19 protein-coding genes and 1 riboswitch are annotated in these 21,875 nt (G+C 41.5%); of the genes, 13 read left to right on the top strand and 6 right to left on the bottom strand.

Annotated elements, in window-relative coordinates; genetic code table 11:
• Positions 1-256 precede the first annotated feature (256 nt).
• From LC091_RS16585 to LC091_RS16600, 4 genes are all read right to left on the bottom strand, one after another.
• Complete coding sequence (locus LC091_RS16585) at positions 257-1,597, bottom strand: (Fe-S)-binding protein (protein WP_226683143.1); 1,341 nt, start codon at positions 1,595-1,597, stop codon at positions 257-259.
• The gene (gene glcD / locus LC091_RS16590; RefSeq protein WP_226683144.1) at positions 1,594-3,006 is read right to left on the bottom strand and encodes a glycolate oxidase subunit GlcD; all 1,413 of its coding nucleotides are present in this window, start codon (positions 3,004-3,006) and stop codon (positions 1,594-1,596) included. Before glcD ends, LC091_RS16585 begins: the two co-directional genes overlap by 4 nt.
• 96 nt (positions 3,007-3,102) lie before the next feature.
• Entirely contained in the window at positions 3,103-4,221 is a 1,119-nt protein-coding gene (locus LC091_RS16595; RefSeq protein WP_226683145.1) for a CdaR family transcriptional regulator, read from the bottom strand.
• A 91-nt stretch (positions 4,222-4,312) separates the two neighbouring features.
• Entirely contained in the window at positions 4,313-4,732 is a 420-nt protein-coding gene (locus LC091_RS16600) for a pyridoxamine 5'-phosphate oxidase family protein (protein ID WP_226683146.1), read from the bottom strand.
• Positions 4,733-5,340: 608 nt separating this feature from the next.
• On the opposite strand from LC091_RS16600, the gene LC091_RS16605 reads away from it, so the two are divergent.
• From LC091_RS16605 to LC091_RS16615, 3 genes are all read left to right on the top strand, one after another.
• The gene (locus LC091_RS16605; protein WP_226683147.1) at positions 5,341-5,949 is read left to right on the top strand and encodes a YczE/YyaS/YitT family protein; all 609 of its coding nucleotides are present in this window, start codon (positions 5,341-5,343) and stop codon (positions 5,947-5,949) included.
• Between the two features lie 121 nt (positions 5,950-6,070).
• Positions 6,071-6,880 carry a YfkD famly protein gene (locus LC091_RS16610; protein ID WP_226683148.1) on the top strand — a complete coding sequence of 270 codons (810 nt, stop codon included), beginning with the start codon at positions 6,071-6,073 and terminating at the stop codon, positions 6,878-6,880.
• Positions 6,881-7,092: 212 nt separating this feature from the next.
• The gene (locus LC091_RS16615; protein ID WP_226683149.1) at positions 7,093-7,416 is read left to right on the top strand and encodes a hypothetical protein; all 324 of its coding nucleotides are present in this window, start codon (positions 7,093-7,095) and stop codon (positions 7,414-7,416) included.
• A gap of 47 nt (positions 7,417-7,463) precedes the next feature.
• Here LC091_RS16615 and yfkAB read toward each other — a convergent pair whose 3' ends face one another.
• Entirely contained in the window at positions 7,464-8,588 is a 1,125-nt protein-coding gene (gene yfkAB / locus LC091_RS16620) for a radical SAM/CxCxxxxC motif protein YfkAB (protein ID WP_226683150.1), read from the bottom strand.
• A 151-nt stretch (positions 8,589-8,739) separates the two neighbouring features.
• Here yfkAB and LC091_RS16625 point away from each other — a divergent pair, with 151 nt between their 5' ends.
• Positions 8,740-8,922, top strand: coding sequence for an SE1561 family protein (locus tag LC091_RS16625; protein WP_148988634.1), 183 nt, complete (start codon positions 8,740-8,742; stop codon positions 8,920-8,922).
• 323 nt (positions 8,923-9,245) lie between these two features.
• On the opposite strand, the gene LC091_RS16630 is transcribed toward LC091_RS16625, so the two are convergent.
• Complete coding sequence (locus LC091_RS16630; RefSeq protein WP_226683151.1) at positions 9,246-10,142, bottom strand: GNAT family N-acetyltransferase; 897 nt, start codon at positions 10,140-10,142, stop codon at positions 9,246-9,248.
• Between the two features lie 183 nt (positions 10,143-10,325).
• On the opposite strand from LC091_RS16630, the gene LC091_RS16635 reads away from it, so the two are divergent.
• The 9 genes from LC091_RS16635 (at position 10,326) to LC091_RS16675 (ending at position 21,845) form a co-directional block, all read left to right on the top strand.
• Entirely contained in the window at positions 10,326-11,867 is a 1,542-nt protein-coding gene (locus tag LC091_RS16635) for a fumarate hydratase (protein ID WP_226683152.1), read from the top strand.
• Positions 11,868-12,200: 333 nt separating this feature from the next.
• Positions 12,201-13,016 (top strand): delta-lactam-biosynthetic de-N-acetylase, encoded by an 816-nt coding sequence (pdaA, locus tag LC091_RS16640; protein WP_226683153.1) that lies wholly within the window; start codon positions 12,201-12,203, stop codon positions 13,014-13,016.
• Positions 13,017-13,110: 94 nt separating this feature from the next.
• Positions 13,111-13,992, top strand: a complete 882-nt coding sequence (locus LC091_RS16645) for a DNA-3-methyladenine glycosylase family protein (RefSeq protein ID WP_226683307.1) — start codon at positions 13,111-13,113, stop codon at positions 13,990-13,992.
• A complete protein-coding gene (rlmD, locus tag LC091_RS16650) occupies positions 13,989-15,389 on the top strand; it encodes a 23S rRNA (uracil(1939)-C(5))-methyltransferase RlmD (protein ID WP_226683154.1) in 1,401 nt (466 codons plus the stop codon). Before LC091_RS16645 ends, rlmD begins: the two co-directional genes overlap by 4 nt.
• Positions 15,390-15,573: 184 nt before the next feature.
• The gene (mscL, locus tag LC091_RS16655; protein WP_226683155.1) at positions 15,574-16,008 is read left to right on the top strand and encodes a large conductance mechanosensitive channel protein MscL; all 435 of its coding nucleotides are present in this window, start codon (positions 15,574-15,576) and stop codon (positions 16,006-16,008) included.
• Between the two features lie 119 nt (positions 16,009-16,127).
• A riboswitch (purine riboswitch) is annotated at positions 16,128-16,229 on the top strand.
• 147 nt (positions 16,230-16,376) lie between these two features.
• Positions 16,377-17,570, top strand: a complete 1,194-nt coding sequence (locus LC091_RS16660; RefSeq protein WP_226683156.1) for a NupC/NupG family nucleoside CNT transporter — start codon at positions 16,377-16,379, stop codon at positions 17,568-17,570.
• A gap of 234 nt (positions 17,571-17,804) precedes the next feature.
• On the top strand, positions 17,805-19,388 hold the full coding sequence (locus LC091_RS16665; RefSeq protein ID WP_226683157.1) for a diguanylate cyclase: 1,584 nt from the start codon (positions 17,805-17,807) through the stop codon (positions 19,386-19,388).
• A 2-nt stretch (positions 19,389-19,390) separates the two neighbouring features.
• Complete coding sequence (locus LC091_RS16670; RefSeq protein WP_226683158.1) at positions 19,391-20,446, top strand: HEAT repeat domain-containing protein; 1,056 nt, start codon at positions 19,391-19,393, stop codon at positions 20,444-20,446.
• Between the two features lie 49 nt (positions 20,447-20,495).
• Positions 20,496-21,845, top strand: coding sequence for a glycosyltransferase family 2 protein (locus LC091_RS16675; protein WP_226683308.1), 1,350 nt, complete (start codon positions 20,496-20,498; stop codon positions 21,843-21,845).
• The last annotated feature ends 30 nt before the right edge of the window (positions 21,846-21,875 follow it).

Genomic DNA, 21,875 nt, shown 5'->3' on the forward strand with positions numbered 1-21,875 from the left:
CGAGTTATGAAGACATCTCTGACTGTGAAAATCGAAAAGAGAAGTCTTCATCCGAGTTATGAAAACATCTATGACTGTGAAAATCGAAAAGAGAAGTCTTCATCGGTGTTATGAAGACATCTCTAACGTAAAAACTAAAAGGAGGAGGTCTTGAACCTCTCCAATGCCAGAACCTCCACGTTCCCTAAAGTTTGGTCATCTTAGTCATGAAATCCACTACACCGTGAAATCCAAAGGGAAATCTACCTCTTCCAAACTATTTGTTCCCTTCCAATCGACCCTCCAACCCCTCTAATAAAAAATCAGCAATATGAACGGCCCTCAGCACCCCGGTCAACCCTTCTCTTTCAATCCCAAGCTTCATCTGCAACAAGCATCCCGGATTTGCAGTCACAATGGTGGTTGCCATACTCTCAGCTACTTTCTCCATTTTATGGTCCAGTATCTGCATCGACATTTCGGACTCAACGATGTTGTAGATTCCCGCCGAGCCGCAGCAACGGTCGGCATCTTTCATCTCATAGAAGTCTGCACCAGCCACTGCCTGCAATAACATTCTTGGCTGAAGAAAGGTGCCCTGCACATTGCGAAGGTGGCAGGAGTCTTGATAAGTAACCCGTTGCGGTCGCACCGACAAATCTTTCTCGTGAAACTTCAATTCTACCAAAATAGCGGACATATCCTTGATTTTCTTTTTAAAAGCGACCGCCCTCATAAACCACTTGGGATCATCTTTCAACAGATGGTCGTAGTCCACAAGAAAGGCTCCGCATCCACCTGCGTTGGTGATGATATAATCCACTTCCAAGTCTTCAAACGCTGCTATATTCTGCTTTGCAAGCTCCTTGCCTTTATCCTTTTCCCCGCTATGACCGTGAAGCGCTCCACAGCAATTCTGCTGCTTTGGTATGACAATTTCACAACCTGCATGTTGAAGCAGTTTCATAGTGGCATCGTTTGTCTTAAGGAACATGGTATCCATCAGGCAACCGGAAAAGAATGCTACCCGTTTTTTCTGTGCTTGAAGCGCTGGTAGGTGAGAAGGGCGATTTTTCATTTCCTTCATAGTAGGAACTTTTGGCAGAACACGCTCCATGCTTGCCATACTATCCGGTAACAACCTTAGTAATCCAGAGTGATGAACGGCCTTTTGAAGTCCTGATCGCTGATAGATTCCCAGAAAGTTTGTTAAAACACGCATGCGACTTTGATGAGGGAATAGCCCGTCAAACGCAGTCTTCCTCAGTACCCTTACCGGAAGCGAGTGCTTTTTATTTTGATTGATGATGTCGCGCGCTTCCTCGAGCAGGTGGCCATATTTTACACCCGAAGGACAAACAGGCTCACAAGCTCTGCAGCCTAAGCAAAGGTCAAGGGTGCGTTCCACGTCTTCGTCTGGTTCGATGATGCCATCTACTACGGCTTTCATCAAAGCGATTCGTCCACGTGGGGAGTGGGATTCTTTGAAACCTGACTCTATATAGGTCGGACAGGAAGGAAGACAAAAGCCGCAACGCATACAGTTCAGCAGCTCATCTTCATCCATGCGACTTTTGAATTCGTTTTGAATGACTTGTTTTTCTTTAACCGAGGTCATCGTGACACCACCACCCGTTTTCTGGATTCCTTTGCAAAAACTTTACCGGGATTCATGATGTTGTTCGGATCGAAAGCCAATTTAATGGCCTTCATGGCCGCTATACCTTCTGCGCCTAACTTCCACTCCAGGTAAGGAGCTTTCATCATTCCGACACCGTGTTCTCCAGTGATGGTTCCGCCAAGATCGATAGCCTTAGCAAAAATGTCTTCGAATGCCGCTTCGACCCGTTCCATTTCTTCGTGGTCCCGAGCGTCTGTGGCTACTGTAGGGTGAAGATTGCCATCCCCTGCATGACCGAATGTACAGATTTTTACTTGGTGCTTAACAGCAATCTCATTGATAGCTTTAACCATCGTGGCAATTTCCGAGCGCGGGACTGTTGCGTCCTCAAGTATGGTTGTCGGCTTCAGTCTTGCCAGTGCAGATAAAGCGGATCGGCGGGCGGTCCGTAATGCTTCCGCTTCCAATTCAGATTGTGCGAGCTGAACGGAAACAGCCTTTTCTGCTAGACAAATCTCCTGTATTTTTTGCATATCCCTTGCGACCACTTCACGAGGGCCGTCTTGTTCGATGAGAAGTACTGCCTGCACATCTGTTGGGAGACCAATTTTAGCGAAATCCTCTACTACCTCAAGGGTTGGCTGATCTAAAAATTCAAGTGTAGCAGGAATGATTTTATTGGAAATGATGGTGGAAACCGTTTTGGCTGCGGCCTCGATATCTTGATAATGGGCAAGCATCGTTTGTTTTGTTTCAGGCATGGGCACAAGCTTCAACGTTGCTTCTGTGATGATGCAAAGCGTCCCTTCTGAACCGACGAACAGCCTAGTCAAATCATAACCGGCCACATCCTTGGCTAGTTTGCCGCCCGTCCGTATGATATCCCCATTCGGCATAACGGCTTCTAGTGCAAGAACATAGTCCCGCGTTACTCCGTATTTCAATCCGCGCAATCCACCTGAATTTTCATTAATGTTGCCGCCAATTGTAGATATTTTCATGGAGCTTGGATCTGGCGGATAAAATAAACCTTTCGCTTCTACAGCTTGAATCATGTCAAGGGTGATAAGACCAGGTTGAACGGTGACTGTTAAGTTCTCTTCATCCAACTCAAGGAGTTTGTTCATGTTGGTGAAAAGGAGGACGATACCGCCTTCTGTGGGACATGTCCCTGCACAGAGGTTGGTGCCAGAGCCTCTAGGGACGAGCGGAATGCCATACTCATTGCAAAGTTTGACGATTTGAGAGACTTCATCTGTGTTACTGGGAACAATGATAGCATCCGGCATAGATTGATAGTTTGGTGTGGCATCATAAGAATAGACAAGCTTTTCTGCCTTGCTATCCCGGTAATTTTCCGGTCCGACTATACTGATAAATTGCTTTTTTAAACGTTCACTTATCATAAAAAAACCTCCCAGTCTATAAAACATCTTATCTCTATTTTATAAAAAGGAAGGGAGGAACTCTATGTATATTTATCTAAAGTAGTTGCTGGTCTACTAGTGATTATTTGTAGAATCATCCAAAAGGATGCAGGCCAGATAAAGAGTAGTCAAATCATGTGGTTTTTTCAGTTCTAAGCCAGTCAACATTTCCACTTTACGCAAGCGGTAATGTAATGTATTTATATGAATGTGCATGGCTTTGGCCGTCTCTTTCAAGGATAGGTGGTGGGTAAAATAGATCTGAATCGTCTCAAATAATTCCTTCTCTGATATGACGGGAGATAGAAGACGTTGAGCAAACTCTTTTTTTACCTCAACAGGGATTGCTTGCAGAATCATTTCAAGGCGAAGGTCTTCTTCAAATGTAATTGGTTCATCCATAGAAGAGGCATTCAGTGCTCGTTCAGCCTCCAAATAGGACTCTTTTAACGAAGAGAAGTTGCCTGCTTTTCCAATTCCCATAAAAACAGGTGCACCGATATAGCTTTGAAGTTGGGATTGAAAATTTCTCAGCAACGTAAGGAGAGGTTCCCTACCCAAGCCTTTATAGATTGCCAGGAGTAATATCATTCTGTTCTGTCCCCATTGCACAAGAATATCTTCCTTCTTCAGTTCCATATCCAATTCGGAAAAACGCCATCTTTTTGTTTTCATGAGCGCTTCCTCACTCTGAAACTCAATTAAGATAACTTGTCGGCTCACTTCCATGTTTACACCTAGTACTTCCGCACGTTTTTGGATCGATGCGGATGGTCCATCCTTCAATAACCAATCAAACACAAACGTCTCAAGCGACCTTGCTTCCCATTCAAACTGATCCTGATAGTGATTTTCTTGGATCAGTAGCTCTGTCATTTTCTTGATCAATTCCCCGTAAGGAAGCACTTTTTCTGGTGTTCCAGTAATACCGATTACCCCCACAACCTTTTGCTGATGGAAAAGGGGAAGGGTGATACCGGCTTTTACACCCGATAGAGTCGTTTCATCTTGTTTAGATATCACACGCATTTGTTTATCCGCAGCTGCAAGATACGCCCCTTCATGAAAATTACCGAGTCTATCAGGGTCTGTACTTGCGATGATGATACCGGATGTATCCACCATAATTAAATCTTCTTCTATAAAATTCTTCACTTCTCGTATGATTTTTTTGGCAAGCGATGTTCGTAGCAAAGTGACACCTCCTATAAAAAAAGCGGCCTGTGAGGAAGGGCCGCTTTCTAGTCGTTATACTTAACTTACCATAAGTATAAGAAGGCTTCTACTACTGTTCCAACACTTCCGCTTCACTGCCGGCCTTCTCAAAATAGCGAATAACAGAAGGAGTCAATTTTAAAAGCAAATATTCCGGATCGTCTGGACTTTTAATCCATTCCGATAATTTTGCATCCCAGAATTTCTTTTTCAGTTCCGCATTATCCTCAAAGCTTGCTTCTGCCTCTATTTCTGCGTAAGGTTCCTTCCAACTTGTATCCTCCATCCCTAAAAGGATATGTACATGTGGGTTTGCTTTTATATCTTCAATTTTGTGGGTATGCTCATTTGTTGCACAATACAAGGTTAAATCTTCATTGAAAAATAACATAAAGCGGGAATATGGACGGTCGCCTCTAATGGTAGCAAGTGTTCCAATTTTATGGTTGCTGAACATCGAATTGATTTTGTTTTTTAAGTCAGAATTCATCGTTAGCCTCTACACCTTTCATTTAAAAAGTACTCTCCGTTAATGTGGCATATTTGATGAATTTTTAAACACTGTTGTCGTCAGGTTTTTACGATAAAAAGGAGTGGGCGGGGATATTATAATGGTAAATGTGGAAAGAGGGGGTAGGGCTGTACCTTTTTTATGGTGAATGAGGGTTTGGGAACGAACTCGGGTTGTTTTGGCATGAACTTGGCCCATTTTGGCACGAACTTGCTAGTTTTTCGCACGAACTCAGATGATTTTGGCACGAACTTTCGAAGTTATATAAAAAGACTCTGTGCGGTAGGCTGCACAGAGTCCCAAAGCATGTAGGGCTAACTCATCACATCTAAGTACCAAGGGGTTAAAGCTTTGAACTAAGGAATAAAAAGCTTTATATGTGCACTGTGTAGGTGTAAATCACTCCTTCACTCTAAGGTGACTGCGCTTTATTTCCCTCCTTCGTTTTAAGGTATTTCTAGTATATAAATTAAATGTTATAAATATTCTGATTTATTTAATCTTTTTTTATTTCTCATATTTTGATGATTCACGCTTACAATGATAAAGTAGGACAAGTGACAGTAAATTGTAGAGGAGTTATCAGATTGGTAATACGGACATTATATTATTTAATTGGCCTTTTTGTCTTATCCTTCGGGATCAGTTTAACGATAAAATCGGATTTGGGGGCCGGAGCGTGGGATGCACTTAATGTAGGACTTTCCACTACATTTGGACTGACAGTGGGAAGCTGGGTGTTTATTGTCGGGATCATCCTGATTGCCATCAACGCTTGGTTACATAAAAGCAAACCGGATTATCTGGCGGTCATTACGATTTTCCTTGTCGGAGTGTTTATCGATTTTTGGTTGATGCAGGTCTTTGGCACATGGATTCCAGTGGGGATGGTTTTACGTTTTGTTGTCCTTTTGGCTGGAATGGTCATCATGGCAGTGGGAATATCTGCATACCTGCAAGCAAAGTTCCCGGTTATTCCAATTGACAACTTGATGCTTGGGATTCAGAATCGATTCAAGGTGAAGATGATGACAGCAAAAACGATCGGGGAAGTGTTTGCCCTTATTTTTGCTCTAATTTTCAATGGGCCGATCGGGATCGGGACCTTTATCATCACATTTGGGATCGGACCATTAATTCAGATTTTCTACCCGCGTTTGGAAAACCTATATAAAAAATTACGACACGAGAGCTGAGATTAGCTTTCGTGTTTTTTAATTTGGTAAAAAGTTTCACCTTTCATGGATAATCTTAAATCGCTTCGAAAAAGATAACAGTACATAGATTTCAAGACGAATGAAAGGAGTAATTCACATCATGCGCATACTTCAAATTATGTTGGCAGTCTTTATTGCATTTGGTTTCACATTGAGCAGTGTTCAAGCTGAAGAGACAAAGGTGAAAGCCGCTAATAAAAAACTGGAGGTACCAAATTCTGTTTTAGACATTTCTAAAGACAACACGTATCCAAACCCGTCTCAGGACGTACCTTACCTGCAGCCAAGTGAGCTATCTCAAGAACTGATTGACTCTTCTAATGTGAAAATTGAAAACCCTAAGCTAATCAAGATACTAAATGAGTCGAACATATCTCCTTCACCAGTAGCAATAGGCTATCGTGCCACCATCTACCTTGGACAATGGCCGCTTTCTTACGAATCTACAGAAACGAGCGTAAACTGGGAATACCAAAAAATCAACACTAATTACACAGATAACCGTGGTGGAAAAGTCCCACAACAGCTTCACTATCGTCAGGAAGCACAAAAAAGTGTCAAAGGCGGCTTGACTTCTAAAGTGGAGGCTGCTGACGATGTGAAAGAAATGATGATGTTAAAAGCGATGTCTAAAACAAAGCTGCCTTTATCCTTCCAAACCATTGTTGGCGCAGGGACGAAAAAGGATCAGGTGTATAATATACCTGTGAAAAAATTAGGCTACCTGTATGCGTACTCCCCTGCTGTTAGTGAGAAAGGGAAAATTACGTACGGGGAGGTCTACCTTGTATTAAAAGGGAAAGAAATGAAGATTGTTGTGAAAAACGTGACTTCGCAAGGAATCGGGGCGTGGATTCCGGTTCAGGACCATGTGAGTTTCATTTTTGCAGCGTCCGATCGCCCGAGATAGTTCTTGTGCCTTACACCAGCCTAATTCTAAGGGCTGGTGTTTTCTTGTTGAAAGTTGTGATGATTTTACCAGTTTCGATTCTTTTATAAGCTGGGTAATAGAAGGTTACAGAACTTCCACTACCTTGTCGAACGAAAAGCAGCCGCAGACCGAAACTTTTTCCGCCTTCAAGCGTCTTAAAAAGTGAGAATAAAAAGGAGGTCATCAACACGATGATGCACCTGGTATTATTGGTCTTAAGTTTGTCTGTTTTGTTAGTTGTTGTTCGGACAATGGTCACAGTCGAATTGAGGCAAAAGCCATCTTATATAGAAAACGAAGATAAGCATCATGCGGTCTTACTGCTTTGGGGTATAGGGATTATTTTTCTATTATTGTTTATACCATATCAAGCATGGCAATTGGCAGGAAGCTCGCGCGGATGGGACGGAGCGTTAATTTTGGGTTCCAGCTTGATGGGGATTGTATTGATTAGTTTAGGGTTTTATTGCGGGGTAAAAGGCAAAAGACTTAAATCAAGAGTGCCAACCACGTGAGTTTCACACTAAAAGAAAGCCTGGGATTAGGTGTCCCAGGCTTTTGTTTATTTGGTCAATTTCGTTTGGCGCACAGTGAAATCCGTTGTAGGATAGTACGCATTCTTCACTAATATGTTAGGTCCAAGACAGGCAACAGCCGGACAATGGCAGTCTAATTCTTTTGCAATGGAGGTCTCTTTCCATTTCTCATAAGCCGTTGGCAAGTCTGTTGTTTGAATGTTTCCAAGAGGAGGCGTATCGCCAAAATCTGTGACAATGATATCTCCGTTAAAAATATTCACATTCAAACGAGAGCGACCGTCCGGGTCATTTCGAACCGTCACGTTCTTTGCCTCATATACACGTTTTAATAATTCGCGATCATCCGGATTATCACTGCAAGGATAGAACGGCAGCGTGCCAAACAGCATCCACGTATTTTCATCACGCATATCAAGTAGTCGATGAATCGCATCACGCATCTCATCAAGTGTCAGAACTTCCATACCACTAGCGAAATCGCTAGGATACATAGGGTGTACCTCGTGCCTTTGGCAGTTCATCTCCTCGACGATTTGCTTATGAATATGTTCAATATGAGGAAGCGTACGTTTGTTTAGCATCGTTTCAGCAGATACAATAACCCCAGCAGCAGTTAACGCCTTTGAATTTTCAATCATCCGCTCGAAATACTTTGCCCTCTGCTCATACGTCGGTTTGCGGTCCATCATCGCAAATCCGCCTTCCACAAAGTCATCCATCGTACCCCAGTTATGAGAAATATGTAACACATCCAGGTAAGGAATGATTTTCTCGTATCTGGCTAAATCTAACGTTAAGTTCGAATTGATCTGTGTACGCACACCGCGTTCATGCGCATACTTTAATAGCGGCACAACGTACTCGTTCACCGACTTCATGCTCATCATAGGCTCACCGCCAGTGATGCTGATTGAACGAAGTCGTGGGATTTCTTCCAGGCGTTGAATAAGCAATTCTATCGGCAAAGCTTTAGGGTCCTTTGGTTGTAACGTGTAACCGACGGCACAATGCTCACAACGCATATTGCAAAGTGTGGTTGTGGTAAACTCTACGTTCGTCAGTTCCATCTGGCCGTATTCTTTTACATCTAAATAAGCTTCCCATGGATCATAGGAAGGGGTGATTGGTGGTAGTATGGTTGTCTTCATCGTAAACTCCTTTATTAAAAAACCTTACCCTTCATTGTATCACGATTCATAGGATTACAGACCGGAAATTTCATGCCAAGGTTGCCGGAAGAGATTTAGTGCGGTAGTATAAAGAAAAACTTACAGGAATAACAGAAAGGTGCGATTTATAATGGGTAAAGCAACAGACAACAAAGATTCCCAAGTCGATTACTTGAAAAATAGATTGAATATGTTTTTAGAGGTCGTGGATTCCTTAGATCCGGAATCAACCGATGTGGAGGACATTGACCGTCTGATTCAGATGCTGGATGATTTGGAAGGGAAATATAATCAGTTTAAGAAGGATTGGTAAGAGGGATGGGACTTTTCTATGGAGAGATAAAGCCCTTTTGAAGGTTAGTGTGTGTGATGGTCTTCGTACAAGTTATGGAGGCCATTTTTTGTGAGAATATATGGAAAGAAGAGTTAATTGCGGTTATGAAGACACTTTGAATACCAAAAAGAAAGCGGAAAGGTCATCATAAGGTGTATGAAGACACTTTTGGGCTAAAAAGTTTTTACAGAAATGTCATCATAGGAGGCATGAAGACACTTTGGGACTTAAAAAACTTACAAAAGTGTCTTCATCGAATTACTCGACTTGCATTCCTCGAGAAATGCAGAATGGAATAAACCTTACTTTTTAACCATCCTATAAACCTCTAACAACTCCTCCACTGACACCCCATCAATTTTCATCCCAGAAATGTCGCAATCACTAATTTCCACATTGCCCATCTTACAATGGTTAAACCTCGTACCCATTAATTCACAGCGTTCAAAGCTAACTGGAGCATTTTCAATAGTGATATCGCGAAACTCCACACCACTCATTTCCACATGCTTCACCCTGCTCCCAGAAAAATTCAAGTCAGCAATCAACGTATCTCGAAAATTGATGTTCTGAAACTTAGAGCTGCTTAGATTTATATTGCTGAAATGTGCCCCTGCTAAAGTGCTATTACCGAAAGCGCTGTTTGCTAAATTTGTCTGATAAAAAGTCGCACCTTCCAAATTGCAGGATTCAAATTCATTCTCCACAGCGATTTCATTACCACGAAACCTTTTGATGTAACACACCTCATCCTCCGTTTCAAAGGTGCGTTTATAGCCCATTTTTTCATAAAAATGAAGGTTGCCCTTTTGCCTTGGGGAAGTTTCTAATTCCCAAGTCGTCACAGTTGGATGTGCTGTTTCCACTAATCTGATCACTTCAGAACCGAATCCCCGTCCTTGATATAAAGGAGCGATGAAAATACGATCAACCCGACCAAAGCGGCTACCGGTAAACGTCAAGATAATGCCACCAACAAGTTGCCCGTCCTCCATTATTTTATAGTATGTGTGCTCTTCTATCATGTAACGAGTTGTGTGCAAGGAATCGTAGCCTGGCGGTTGGATATTATAGTCCACGATATGTGAATCAACCCTACCAAGCCACGTTCGAGCTTCCTCATCAAAAGTTTTTTTCATTAATGAAGTCAATTGCTCTGCATCTTCTAGTTTTGCTTTTAAAAGTGTTATCTGTGCCATGTATGTTTCTCCCATCTCTAGTGTCTCTATTTTTCACTTTACCACAAAAATCCAACTAGCATTAGTGTTTTAGTGGAATCGGTTACAAAGTGCTTTATCCTTCTAATTAGAACAAGTATAATGAAGGATGTAAAAAAGAAACGTAGATAACTTTTCAACTGGGGATAGGAGAGGGAGTTAAAGATGAATAAATTATATGAGAGCATGTATGACTTGATCGTAGAAACCTCTACAAAACTGCCTAAAGATGTACGACGTGCGATTGCTAAAGCAAAGCTTAGCGAAAGTGCCGGCACACGTGCAGCAATGTCACTTGCTACAATTACCAATAATATTACGATGGCAGACGAAAAGGTGTCTCCAATTTGCCAAGACACAGGACTGCCTACTTTTAAAATAAAGACACCAGTTGGCGTAAACCAACTGGAAATAAAAAAGGTAATTAAAGAAGCAATTGTTCAGGCCACAAAGGATGGAAAACTGCGCCCGAATTCAGTGGATTCTTTAACTGGTGCAAACAGCGGGGACAACCTGGGCGATGGAGTACCTGTCATCAAATTTGAACAGTGGGATAAAGATTACATTGATGCTCGCCTTATTTTAAAAGGGGGCGGCTGTGAGAACAAGAATATTCAATATAGCTTGCCATGTGAGCTTGAAGGACTTGGCCGTGCGGGCCGTGACCTTGATGGAATCCGTAAATGTGTCATGCATTCTGTGTACCAGGCTCAAGGACAGGGCTGTAGTGCAGGCGTCATTGGGGTTGGAATCGGTGGCGACCGTACTTCTGGTTATGAGCTTGCGAAAGAACAGCTTTTCCGCAGTCTTGATGATGAGAACACAGTACCAGAGTTAAAAGAACTTGAAGAGTATGTGATGGAAAATGCAAATAAACTTGGTATCGGAACAATGGGCTTTGGTGGCGAAACAACATTGCTTGGCTGTAAGGTTGGTGTTGCACACCGTATTCCGGCAAGTTTCTTCGTCTCTGTTGCTTACAACTGTTGGGCATACCGCCGTTTAGGTGTGAAAATAAGTCCGGAAACCGGTGAGATTAACGAGTGGTTGTATCAAGAAGGAGAAATGATTGACTTCTTTAAAGAGTTGGCAGATCAGGAAGAAGTCGCAGCAACTTCTGAAGCGAGTGAAATTGTTTTGGAAGCACCGATTACAGAAGAGAAAATCCGTTCTTTAAAAGTGGGCGACGTGGTTCGCATCAACGGCAGAATGTACACAGGCCGTGACGCGATTCATAAACACTTAAGCGATAATGATGCGCCGGTTGATTTAGACGGCCAAATCATTTATCACTGTGGTCCGGTTATGCTGAAAGATGATGCAGGAAACTGGCATGTAAAAGCTGCCGGCCCAACGACAAGTATTCGCGAGGAGCCTTACCAAGGAGATATCATGAAGAAGTTCGGTATCCGCGCTGTCATGGGTAAGGGCGGAATGGGTGCGAAAACGTTAAAGGCATTGGAAGAGCACGGTGGCGTTTACTTGAATGCAATCGGTGGAGCGGCACAATATTATGCTGACTGTATCAAGGGTGTCGACGGTGTAGATTTGATGGAATTCGGTATTCCAGAAGCAATGTGGCATTTGAATGTAGAAGGTTTTACTGCGGTAGTAACGATGGATTCCCATGGGAACAGCTTGCATGCTGATGTAGAGAAATCTTCCTTAGAGAAGCTTGCACAGTTTAAGGATAGAGTGTTTAACTGATTTTTGAAGAGTTGGCGGTTCGGTGATCCAAAGGGTTGCCGAACTTTTTTTGCTTTAAGGGTGAGGAATCAAAAGGCTGGGGATGTGTCATTATTTCCCGGTAAATGTCGATTGGCATGTATTGAGGTTGTTTTGGACAGTATTTGGCAACTTTTCGCTTGTATTCATTGGTTTTCCGGTTGTATTTGCCTCAACTTGGACAGTATTTCTCCTTTTTTCGACAGTAAGCTAAATGGAACCTCCAATTGGAAAACAATACACCGTATCAATCCCTAAGTCCAAACGAAACATAATAGTAGCTAGAAATAATGGAAGGGAGGAAACATCATCATCATGCGAAAATTACTTAATATCCTAACCATAACTATTGTTGCACTATTCATCATTCCGCATTTAAGCCAAGCGGACACCTATTCGACTACCACCTTACATTGGGGGTTCAAAAAGAGTCAAAACCACGAGCCACCTGATGCAGGTCAAAAATACAAAGAACTTTTAAAGAAACATGATGCTTTTTATCTTGGAGATACAAGTAAAAAGGAAATTTACCTTACTTTTGATAATGGCTATGAAAATGGATACACCGAAAAAGTATTGGATGTTCTGAAGGAGAAAAAAGTACCTGCAGCTTTTTTTGTTACAGGGTATTACCTCAAAGATCAGCCTGAATTGGTCAAACGAATGGTCAACGAAGGTCATATTGTTGGCAATCACAGCTGGCACCATCCTGATATGACACAAGTAAACGATGTCCGTTTCAAGAAAGAGCTCGATATGATAAAAGAAGAATATAAAAACATCACCGGACTTGATAATATGACGTATTTACGGCCTCCGCGCGGTACGTTCAGTGACAGAACATTGGCACTTGCGAATCAAATGGGCTATCAGCACGTATTTTGGTCCTTGGCTTATGTTGACTGGTACACCGATCAGCAAAAAGGCTGGAGATATTCCTATGACAATATCATGGCTCAAATACATCCAGGAGCGATACTTTTACTGCACACTGTCTCCAAGGACAATGCAGAAGCGATGGAAAAGGTCATTGACGACCTTCGTAAACAAGGGTATGAATTCAAAAGTCTGGATGAAATTGCTGCACAACATACTATTCCCAATCCAATCTTGCTTATACAAGAAAACTGACTCCTTGCTTTTAAAGCAAAGGAGTTTTTCTGCATTTGGCAACACACCAGAAAGCCGTTATAATTGGGAAAGTATATGAAGGACGGTGGGGAAAGTGGTTAAGATAAAGATAAATGGACCATACGATTTTGACAGAGTGTTGCAACGGTTATCCATTGACCCTTTAATGGTCATCGATCAAAAAGAACGCACTGTGAAAGTCCCGATGTACCAACAAGATACACCGATTGTAGTTAAAGTAAATGCAACAGGTACAAAAGAGGAACCTTCATTCCAATTAACATGTACAGCAGAACTGTCAGAAACAGAACTCAATCAAATTAAAACCATTTTCCAATGGGACAAGCCGCTTCAAAACATCAGCAATCATTTTGCCAAAACTGATCTTGCCACGATATTCCAAGAGCACGAAGGAACGCCGCTCGTGCTCGATTTTGACCTGTATCACTGCTTAATGAAATGCATTATCCATCAGCAGGTCAACATGAAATTTGCACATACGTTGACAGAACGGTTTGTTCATACATTTGGTTTTGAAAAAGAGGGAGTATGGTTTTATCCAAAGCCCGAAGCTGTTGCTAAGCTTGATTATGAGCAGATTACAGAACTAAAAATGAGCCGCAGAAAAGCGGAATATATTTTAGACACCTCCCAACTGATTGCAAATGATGACTTGCCACTATACAGTTTGGACAGCCTGTCAGATGAAGAAATTCTGAAAAAGTTGATAAAAATAAGAGGGATTGGCCCTTGGACAGTCCAAAACCTGCTTCTGTTTGGACTCGGAAGGCCGAATCTTTTCCCTATCGCAGATATTGGCATCCAGAATGCCTTGAAAAAATTAAAAGGACTCGACCAAAAGCCTACTGTTTTACAAATGCAGGAGTGGGCGAAGGACTGGGAACCATATTTAAGCTATGCTTCCCTATACCTTTGGAGAAGTATCGAACCGCAAGCTGAGGAGTTAGTGAAATGAAAACGAAGAAACCATATAATAAGCAACAATCCAATATCGATATGAAAGTTGGCCAAACTTTTCCGTTAACGATTAAGCGTCTCGGAATCAACGGAGAAGGTGTGGGTTATTTTAAAAAGCAAGTTGTGTTTGTTCCGGGTGCACTGCCTGAAGAAGTAGTCGTAGCGGAAGTTACAGACGTGAAAAACAAGTTTGCGGAAGCGAAAATCAAAAAAATCCGTAGCAAATCCCCACATCGAACCACACCGCCATGCCCGATTTATGAGCAATGTGGGGGCTGTCAGCTGCAGCATCTTAAATACGATCAACAGCTGACCTTAAAGCGAGACATTGTCATTCAATCGTTGGAACGTCATACAAAGCTAAATGTGAGTAAACTCGACATTAAACCGACCATCGGTATGGAAGACCCGTGGTATTACCGAAATAAGAGTCAATTCCAAGTTGGCAAGCAAAAGGAAAAAGTGATCGCAGGCCTTTACGGTGCCAATTCGCACAAGCTAATTGATATCGATAATTGCATCGTCCAGCACAGTGCTACAACCGAAGTAACCAACACGGTTAAAAAAATTCTTCAAGACTTCAATATTCCTGTTCAGAATGAGAAAAAGGGGCAGCCTTCTGTTCGCACCATCATGACAAGAGTCGGTTTTTCCACAGGGGAAATTCAAGTGGTACTGATTACGACTGATGAGAAATTGCCGCGCAAACAGTTGGTAGTAGAAGAAATTCAAAAACGTTTGCCAAAGGTGAAAAGCATCATGCAAAACATAAACGGCAGAAAAACCTCTCTTATTTTCGGCGAAGAGACGATTCATTTAAGTGGAGAAAGAGTAATACAGGAAACGCTAGGAGATGTATCGTTTGAGCTGAGTGCACGTGCATTCTTTCAGCTCAACCCCGTACAAACTGTAAAATTGTATGATTTAGTGAAAGAAGCTGCACAATTGACCGGTAAAGAGAAAGTAGTAGACGCTTATTGCGGTGTCGGAACCATCGGACTTTGGCTGGCAGAAGGTGCCGGAGAAGTTCGCGGTATGGACACAATTGCAGAATCGATTGAGGACGCTAAAGAAAACGCCAATCGCCATGGCTATACCAACATGAAATATGTTGCAGGAAAAGCTGAAAAATGGCTTCCAAGATGGGTAAAAGAAGGCTGGAGACCGGATGCGATAGTTGTTGATCCACCACGTACGGGCTTGGACGAAACTTTCATGAAGACCGTTCTTGAGGTAGAACCGAAGAATTTTGTTTATGTTTCCTGTAATCCATCCACACTCGCTAAAGATATTCAGTTCTTAAGTAGGAAGTATAAAGTAGATTGGATCCAACCTGTGGATATGTTTCCACAAACAGCACACGTAGAAAGTGTTGTCCGGTTCATACGTAAATAAATGTAACTAACCTAAACAATTAAAGAAGTGATCGATTTAGTTCATCTAAAGTAAGTGGTTCCTTTTATATCACAGCCTGAATTCTTTAACGGGAATCAGGCTGTTTTCTATCATCCGTATGTTTTGGACATATCTCCTACTTCCCCACATAGATTGTAAAAAAGTGTATTGTGAGGGTGGGGATATGTGGTCGGAATTTAAAGAGTTTATCTCAAGAGGAAACGTTTTTGAGCTGGCGATTGCGGTGATCATTGGTGCGTCTTTTAATAATATTGTCAAATCCCTTGTAGAGGATATGATTATGCCTATTATCGGGATCATTGTCGGGGGAGTGAATCTCGAAGGCCTATATATCCGAGTTGGAGGGGCATTTGTCTTTTATGGGAAGTTCATCCAATCGATGATGGATTTTCTCCTGGTGTCGGTGGCTATCTTTACTGTCATTAAGATTTTTAATACATACCGGCGGAGAAAAGAGAAGAAAGAATACAAGGTTAAAGCCATCACAAATTTAGAATTGCTTACAGAGATCAGAGACATTTTAAAAAGTCAGGGGCAATTGGGGAAAGATGCAAAGCCTGAGGAGACTATTATACGACTTAGAAGAAAAGTGAAGTAATAATTGGAGGGGTGATTACACAAACCCAGTGGACTATATAGATAGTGTGAACTTTCATAATATATAAGCTTTAGTATTTCATATTGTGCAAAAGATCTTCCTCATGTTAAAGTGTCAAAATAAACTTCATACGAATTCCTTATATAAATATGGTGATATGGTCCATAAGTCTCTACCCGGCAGCCCTAAATTGCTGGACTATAAGGAAAGTCATTCTATGCATGAAAAGTGTATGGGGCTTTCTTTATTTTTTTGGAAGAAGGTCACATACGCTTTTTTATTTTTCTTTGGAGGAAGTCTGACATCATACGACGATATAGGAATTAAACATTCGTTGAAGAGAACACATCACTGGGAGGTATCTTGCATTGAGTTTTATTTACGGAGTTTTGTCTTTGATGGGGGTCCTGTTTTTGGCCTGGCTATATAGCAGCAAGCGTTCTGCGATTAATTGGCGCACGGTCATTGTTGGGATAATCCTTGAATTTTTGCTTGTATTGTTTGTTTTGAAGGTTCCTTTTGGACAAACCATTCTGAAGAAGGCTGCTATGGGTGTTCAAAAGGTCATCGATTATAGCACAGAAGGAATCATGTTCGTCTTCGGAGGTTTTTTTGGAGAAGGGACCAACATCACTTTCGTTTTTGCCATTAATGTCCTAGGCGCAATCATTTTTATTTCGGCACTCATATCTGCTCTCTACTATATGCGCATCATTCCCTTCTTTGTAAAATATATCGGGATTGGGCTTGGCAAGGTTTTAGGTACAACAAAGGTGGAATCGTTCAATGCGATCGGCAACTCCTTTTTGGGCTTGGCGGAAGCTCCGTTATTGATTAAGCCTTATCTAATCAAGCTTACCCGATCAGAGGTATTTGCTGTCATGGTTGGAGGAACCGCGTCGGCAAGCGGGGCGATACTAATAGGATATTCCTTAATGGGTATTGATATGAAGTTCCTGCTTCTTTCCGTTTTCAGTGTGCCAATCGTTTCCCTCGTTATTGCCAAAGTGATGGAGCCTGAAACAGAGGAATCGCAGACAAATGGCGATATTTCGCTAGGAAAGACTACGCATACCAATGTATTTGAAGCAATCGCAGATGGTGCATTGAATGGTACGAGGCTTGCCATCAATATTGGGGGACTCTTAATTGCTTTTATTGGTATTCTGGCACTGGTCAACGGCCTGCTTGGTCTGCTAGGCACAGAGCTTTCCACCGTTTTCGGCTATGTTTTCTATCCCTTAGCAGTGCTGATTGGCATTCCGATGGATGAAGCCTTCAGGGCAGCTTCCATTATAGGCACCAAGTTCTCTGTCAACGAGTTTGTCGCGTTCAACGAGCTTTCGGCAATCATGGATGACCTTTCACCAAAAACAGTGGCCATTTTATCTATTGCGCTTTGCAACTTTGCCAACCTGTCATCCATCGGACAACTGATTGTTGGATTAGGTTCCCTCGAGCCCACCCAACAAAAGACCGTATCCAAATTAAGCTTCAAGGCAATTGTGGCAGGAACCCTGGCAAGCTTTATTACAGCCATTATTGTTAGCATCTTTTTATAAAAATCATGACGATTGTGAACCTGCCCATATAACTTGCTACCGACTATAAGACGCCACTCATCTGAAAGAGTGGTGTCTTCTTTTATTCCCTCGTTCAATTGATGCAAGGATGGGCTTGTGATAGTGATTGAAAATTTATCCATGACATCATAATCATTCCTCTTTATAATTAAAATATAATATGTAGTTTAGAGGCTATTCAACTGGAGCGTCTCATCGGAAGGTTGTGCTGTGATGGATAAATATAAAAAGAAGTTAATCTCTACTATTTTAAATCAAATAGATCAGTGGGAAGTTCAGGCTAGCGATATTCCCCATGAAGAAGTTTATCGGTTTGTTCACTCTATTAAAGGAACTGCTAGGACAGTCGGGCTTGATGAGCTGGGAGATTTAACAGAAGCGCTATATGAACAGATAAGCGTGGTTGAAAAGAGTACGTGGCAGTTGGGAGAATGCCAATCCTTTTTGCAAGAAGTTATCGTCTATTGTAAAAAGAAAGACGCATCTACAGAGCAAACGAAAGATCAACCAAGGATCCTCATCGCAGATCGTGATCCAGCTTTACTTATAGAATGGAAAGAATACCTAGAGAGAAAGTCCTTGCATGTTTTGGTTAGTACAGATTTTGAAAAAACCATAGATACCTTCTATGACGTGAAACCGGATTGTCTAATAATGGACAAAGGGCTAAAAGATGATGAAGGGCTTTCGTTGTTAGAGAGACTTCAAGCAAGCGGTCAGCAAATGTTGACACCAGTTATGGTGATTGATGACAATCCAAACAGGGAAAGCCGATTAGACGCTTACCGCACGGGAGCAGATGATTTTATGTCCAAACCTTTGGACATAGAAGAGTTTGAAGTAAGGGTCTCAAGGCAAGTGGGAAGAAAAAAGCAATATGACGAATTGTTGTTGATGGATGAGCTCACAAAGGCTTATAACCGAAAGTACTTCCAGTCATATTTTTCGAAACAGCAGTCGATTCTTACAAGAGTAAAAGAGCCCTTTAGTGTAGGCGTCATTGATCTCGATTGTTTCAAACAGGTAAATGATACATATGGGCATGTGGTTGGGGACGAGGTATTGAAGCAGTTAGCATCCTTCATGAAGCAAAATATGCGATCTGGTGATGTTTTTGCCAGGTATGGAGGAGAAGAGTTTGCCTTGTTGCTGCCAAATACGACTATAGAACAGGCAAAAAAGCTGGTAGAACGGCTTCTGAATGGTTTTATGAAATTGAATTTCCAGGCAGATCAAGTATCTTTTAAATGTTCCTTTTCTGGAGGAGTTGTACAGGTAACAGATGGTGGCTTGGCATTGGAAACAGTAATGGAACGAGCAGACAAAGCTCTTTATGAAGCAAAAAAAGAAGGGAAAGCAAGAATTGAAGTATATGAGGGAGGCCAGGAGGTTGTTACTCAGAAGGTCAAAGTGGCAATTGTTGATGATGATGAAATTGTAAGAATGATGCTTTCTGAAGTGATTAGTAAGCTGCCTCTTCCTGCAAATAAGGTCATTGAAATTGAAACATTTTCAGATGGAAAAAGCTTTCTACATTCGGAGTGGCTACAAAGTGATGATCGGTATGTGGTCATTCTTGATGGGATGATGCCGAAAATGGATGGACTGGAAGTGTTACAGAGACTTCGCTCGGAAAGACGCCATGACCAGTTTAAAGTAATGATGTTAACTTCAAGGAAAAGCGAAAGGGACATACAAAAAGCGTTACAGCTTGGAGCGGATGACTATGTGACAAAGCCTTTTAAGCTCCTTGAGGTGGAAGCAAGACTTCAGCATCTGATAAAGCGGGGGATGTGACGTTGATAAGTAGTCTTGTATCTATTGTACTGGTAATCATTCTTTCTCTTTTTATTTTCCTCTCGGTGTTATTTATCTATATGCTTGTCACCAAATTGATGCAGAACAGCCTACGTCAAAAAATTAATCAACATAAAGAAGAATTAAGGACTAAAGTTTTTGAATACTTATACAGGCAAAACAAAGAGATTCTTGAACAGGATTGGAACGGAAAACAGGGCAAAGCAATGGAGGAACTGTTTAGTGATTTTGCAGATGTTGTCCAAGGGGATGAAGTGCAGGAGCGAATTACCCTTTTTGCAAACACTCATTTTTTGGAGAAGTATAAGCGGAACCTTCATCATCGTCGTTGGAGCATAAGGATGAATAGTCTGTATGCAATTGAGGATTTTCAACTAAAGAACATGGTTCCTTACCTTCTCAATACTTACGAAAAGAGAAGTCTTACTCAAGAAGAAAGAAGACAATTATTAAAAATATTAGTTCGATTTCAAACAAATCACTGGGAAGAATTAGTGAAAGAGCCAAAATGGCGACTTTCGGAATTTATGTACAGATCTTTATTTGGTGTGATGACAGAGAGTCAGTTTCAGGTGATGGTCTCAAACTTCGATGACTTTCCTGAATACATTCAACTTCCAGTGCTAGATATGATAGGAATTGAGGGGAAAAGGGAATTTTTGCCCTTTCTTGAGGACCTACTAAGTATTTCTTCTGGGGAAAAGAAAATAAGAATTCTAAAAGCAATGAATGAATTAGGATATTCAAGGATCCTGGAATGGATGGAACATGTAGATTTCAAAGAGAGCTCATGGGAAGAGCGATTAATGCTCAGTAAATTGCTTGGAAGAACTAACCGTAAGGAAAGCCTTCTTATTTTGACAGAGCTTTTAAGTGACACACATTATGATGTCAGAAATAACGCTGCCAAATCCATCTTATCCATTGAAAGTGGGACAGAACTTCTCCATCAAGTCCTTGAAACTTCAGAAGATCGCTTTGCAAGAGACATGGCGGAAGAATGGTTGCAGAGAGGAGGGCAAATCCGTGGACGGTAGTTTTATTTATTTGTTATTACAGGGAATTGGTTGGTTTGTTGTCGCTTATATGGGATTTGTCATTCTTTTTTATCTCTTTATGTTGCTGGTTTCCCTGTTCCAAGTTAGGAAAAACTTTCAATTGGACAATACAGAACCGTACGAGGACCTATTGGATGTGAGTTATTCTAAACCCTTATCTATATTGGTGCCGGCCTATAATGAATCACTTGGAATCGTTCCATCTGTTCGATCTCTACTTAGCATAGAGTACCCACAGTATGAAATCATTGTGATTAATGATGGATCTAAAGATGATACAATGGAAAAGCTCATTGAGGAATTTCAATTGAAAAAAATAAAGAAAATAGTGAAACAAAAGTTGAAGACAAAAGAAGTAAAAGGTATCTATCAGTCTTCTATTTATGACTATTTATATGTAATAGATAAGGAGAATGGCGGGAAATCGGATGCGTTAAACGTTGGAATCAACGTGTGCACTTATCCGTATTTCTGCTCAGTGGATGGCGATTCTATACTGGAAAGAGACGCTTTCTTAAAAGTAATGAAGCCTATCATAGATTCTGATGGAGACGTTATTGCCACAGGTGGAAGTGTAAGAATCGCTAACGGTTCTGCTATCGAAAACGGATCTATCATGAAGGTGGGCCTTTCCTCCAATCCACTGGTTATCATGCAGGTTATTGAATATTTGCGCGCATTTTTAGTGGGGAGAATCGGGTTAAGCAAGCACAATCTTTTATTGATTGTATCAGGTGCCTTTGGGGTTTTTTCTAAAAAGTGGGTAACGGATGCAGGGGGCTATTCTCATACCGTTGGAGAGGACATGGAATTAGTCGTAAGGTTGCACCGATTGATAAAGGAAAAGAAGTCAAACAAGAAAATTGTCTATGTTGCAGATCCTGTATGCTGGACAGAAGCTCCAGAAGAAATTACATTCTTAAAAAGACAGCGGAATCGTTGGCACAGGGGGCTATTTGAAAGTTTGTGGATGCACCGCTCTATGGCGTTCAATCCTAAATATGGATCTATTGGTATGGTATCCATGCCATATTTCATCTTAATAGAGTTTCTGGGGCCAGTGGTGGAATTAACAGGCTATTTATATATAATTCTCTCTTTTTTCCTTGGTGGGATGAATGAAGAAATAGCGCTGCTCCTATTCTTACTTTTCGTCATCTACGGTTCTATCTACTCCATGTTGGCCGTTTTGATGGAAGAGTGGAGCCTAAAACGATACCCTAAAGCAAGGCATATTGTTGTCTTATTCTTTTACTCCCTAACAGAAACCTTCTGGTACAGGCCTTTAACCATAATCTGGAGATGCCAAGGCATCTTAGATGTATTAAGGAAAAAGAGAGGTTGGGGAGAAATGCAACGAAAAGGTGTATCCCAATAATTTTCTAATCGAATGATAAATGGAGGAGTC

It is taken from the genome of Sutcliffiella horikoshii (genome assembly GCF_020524325.1).
Taxonomy (GTDB): Bacteria; Bacillota; Bacilli; order Bacillales; family Bacillaceae_I; genus Sutcliffiella_A; species Sutcliffiella_A horikoshii_D.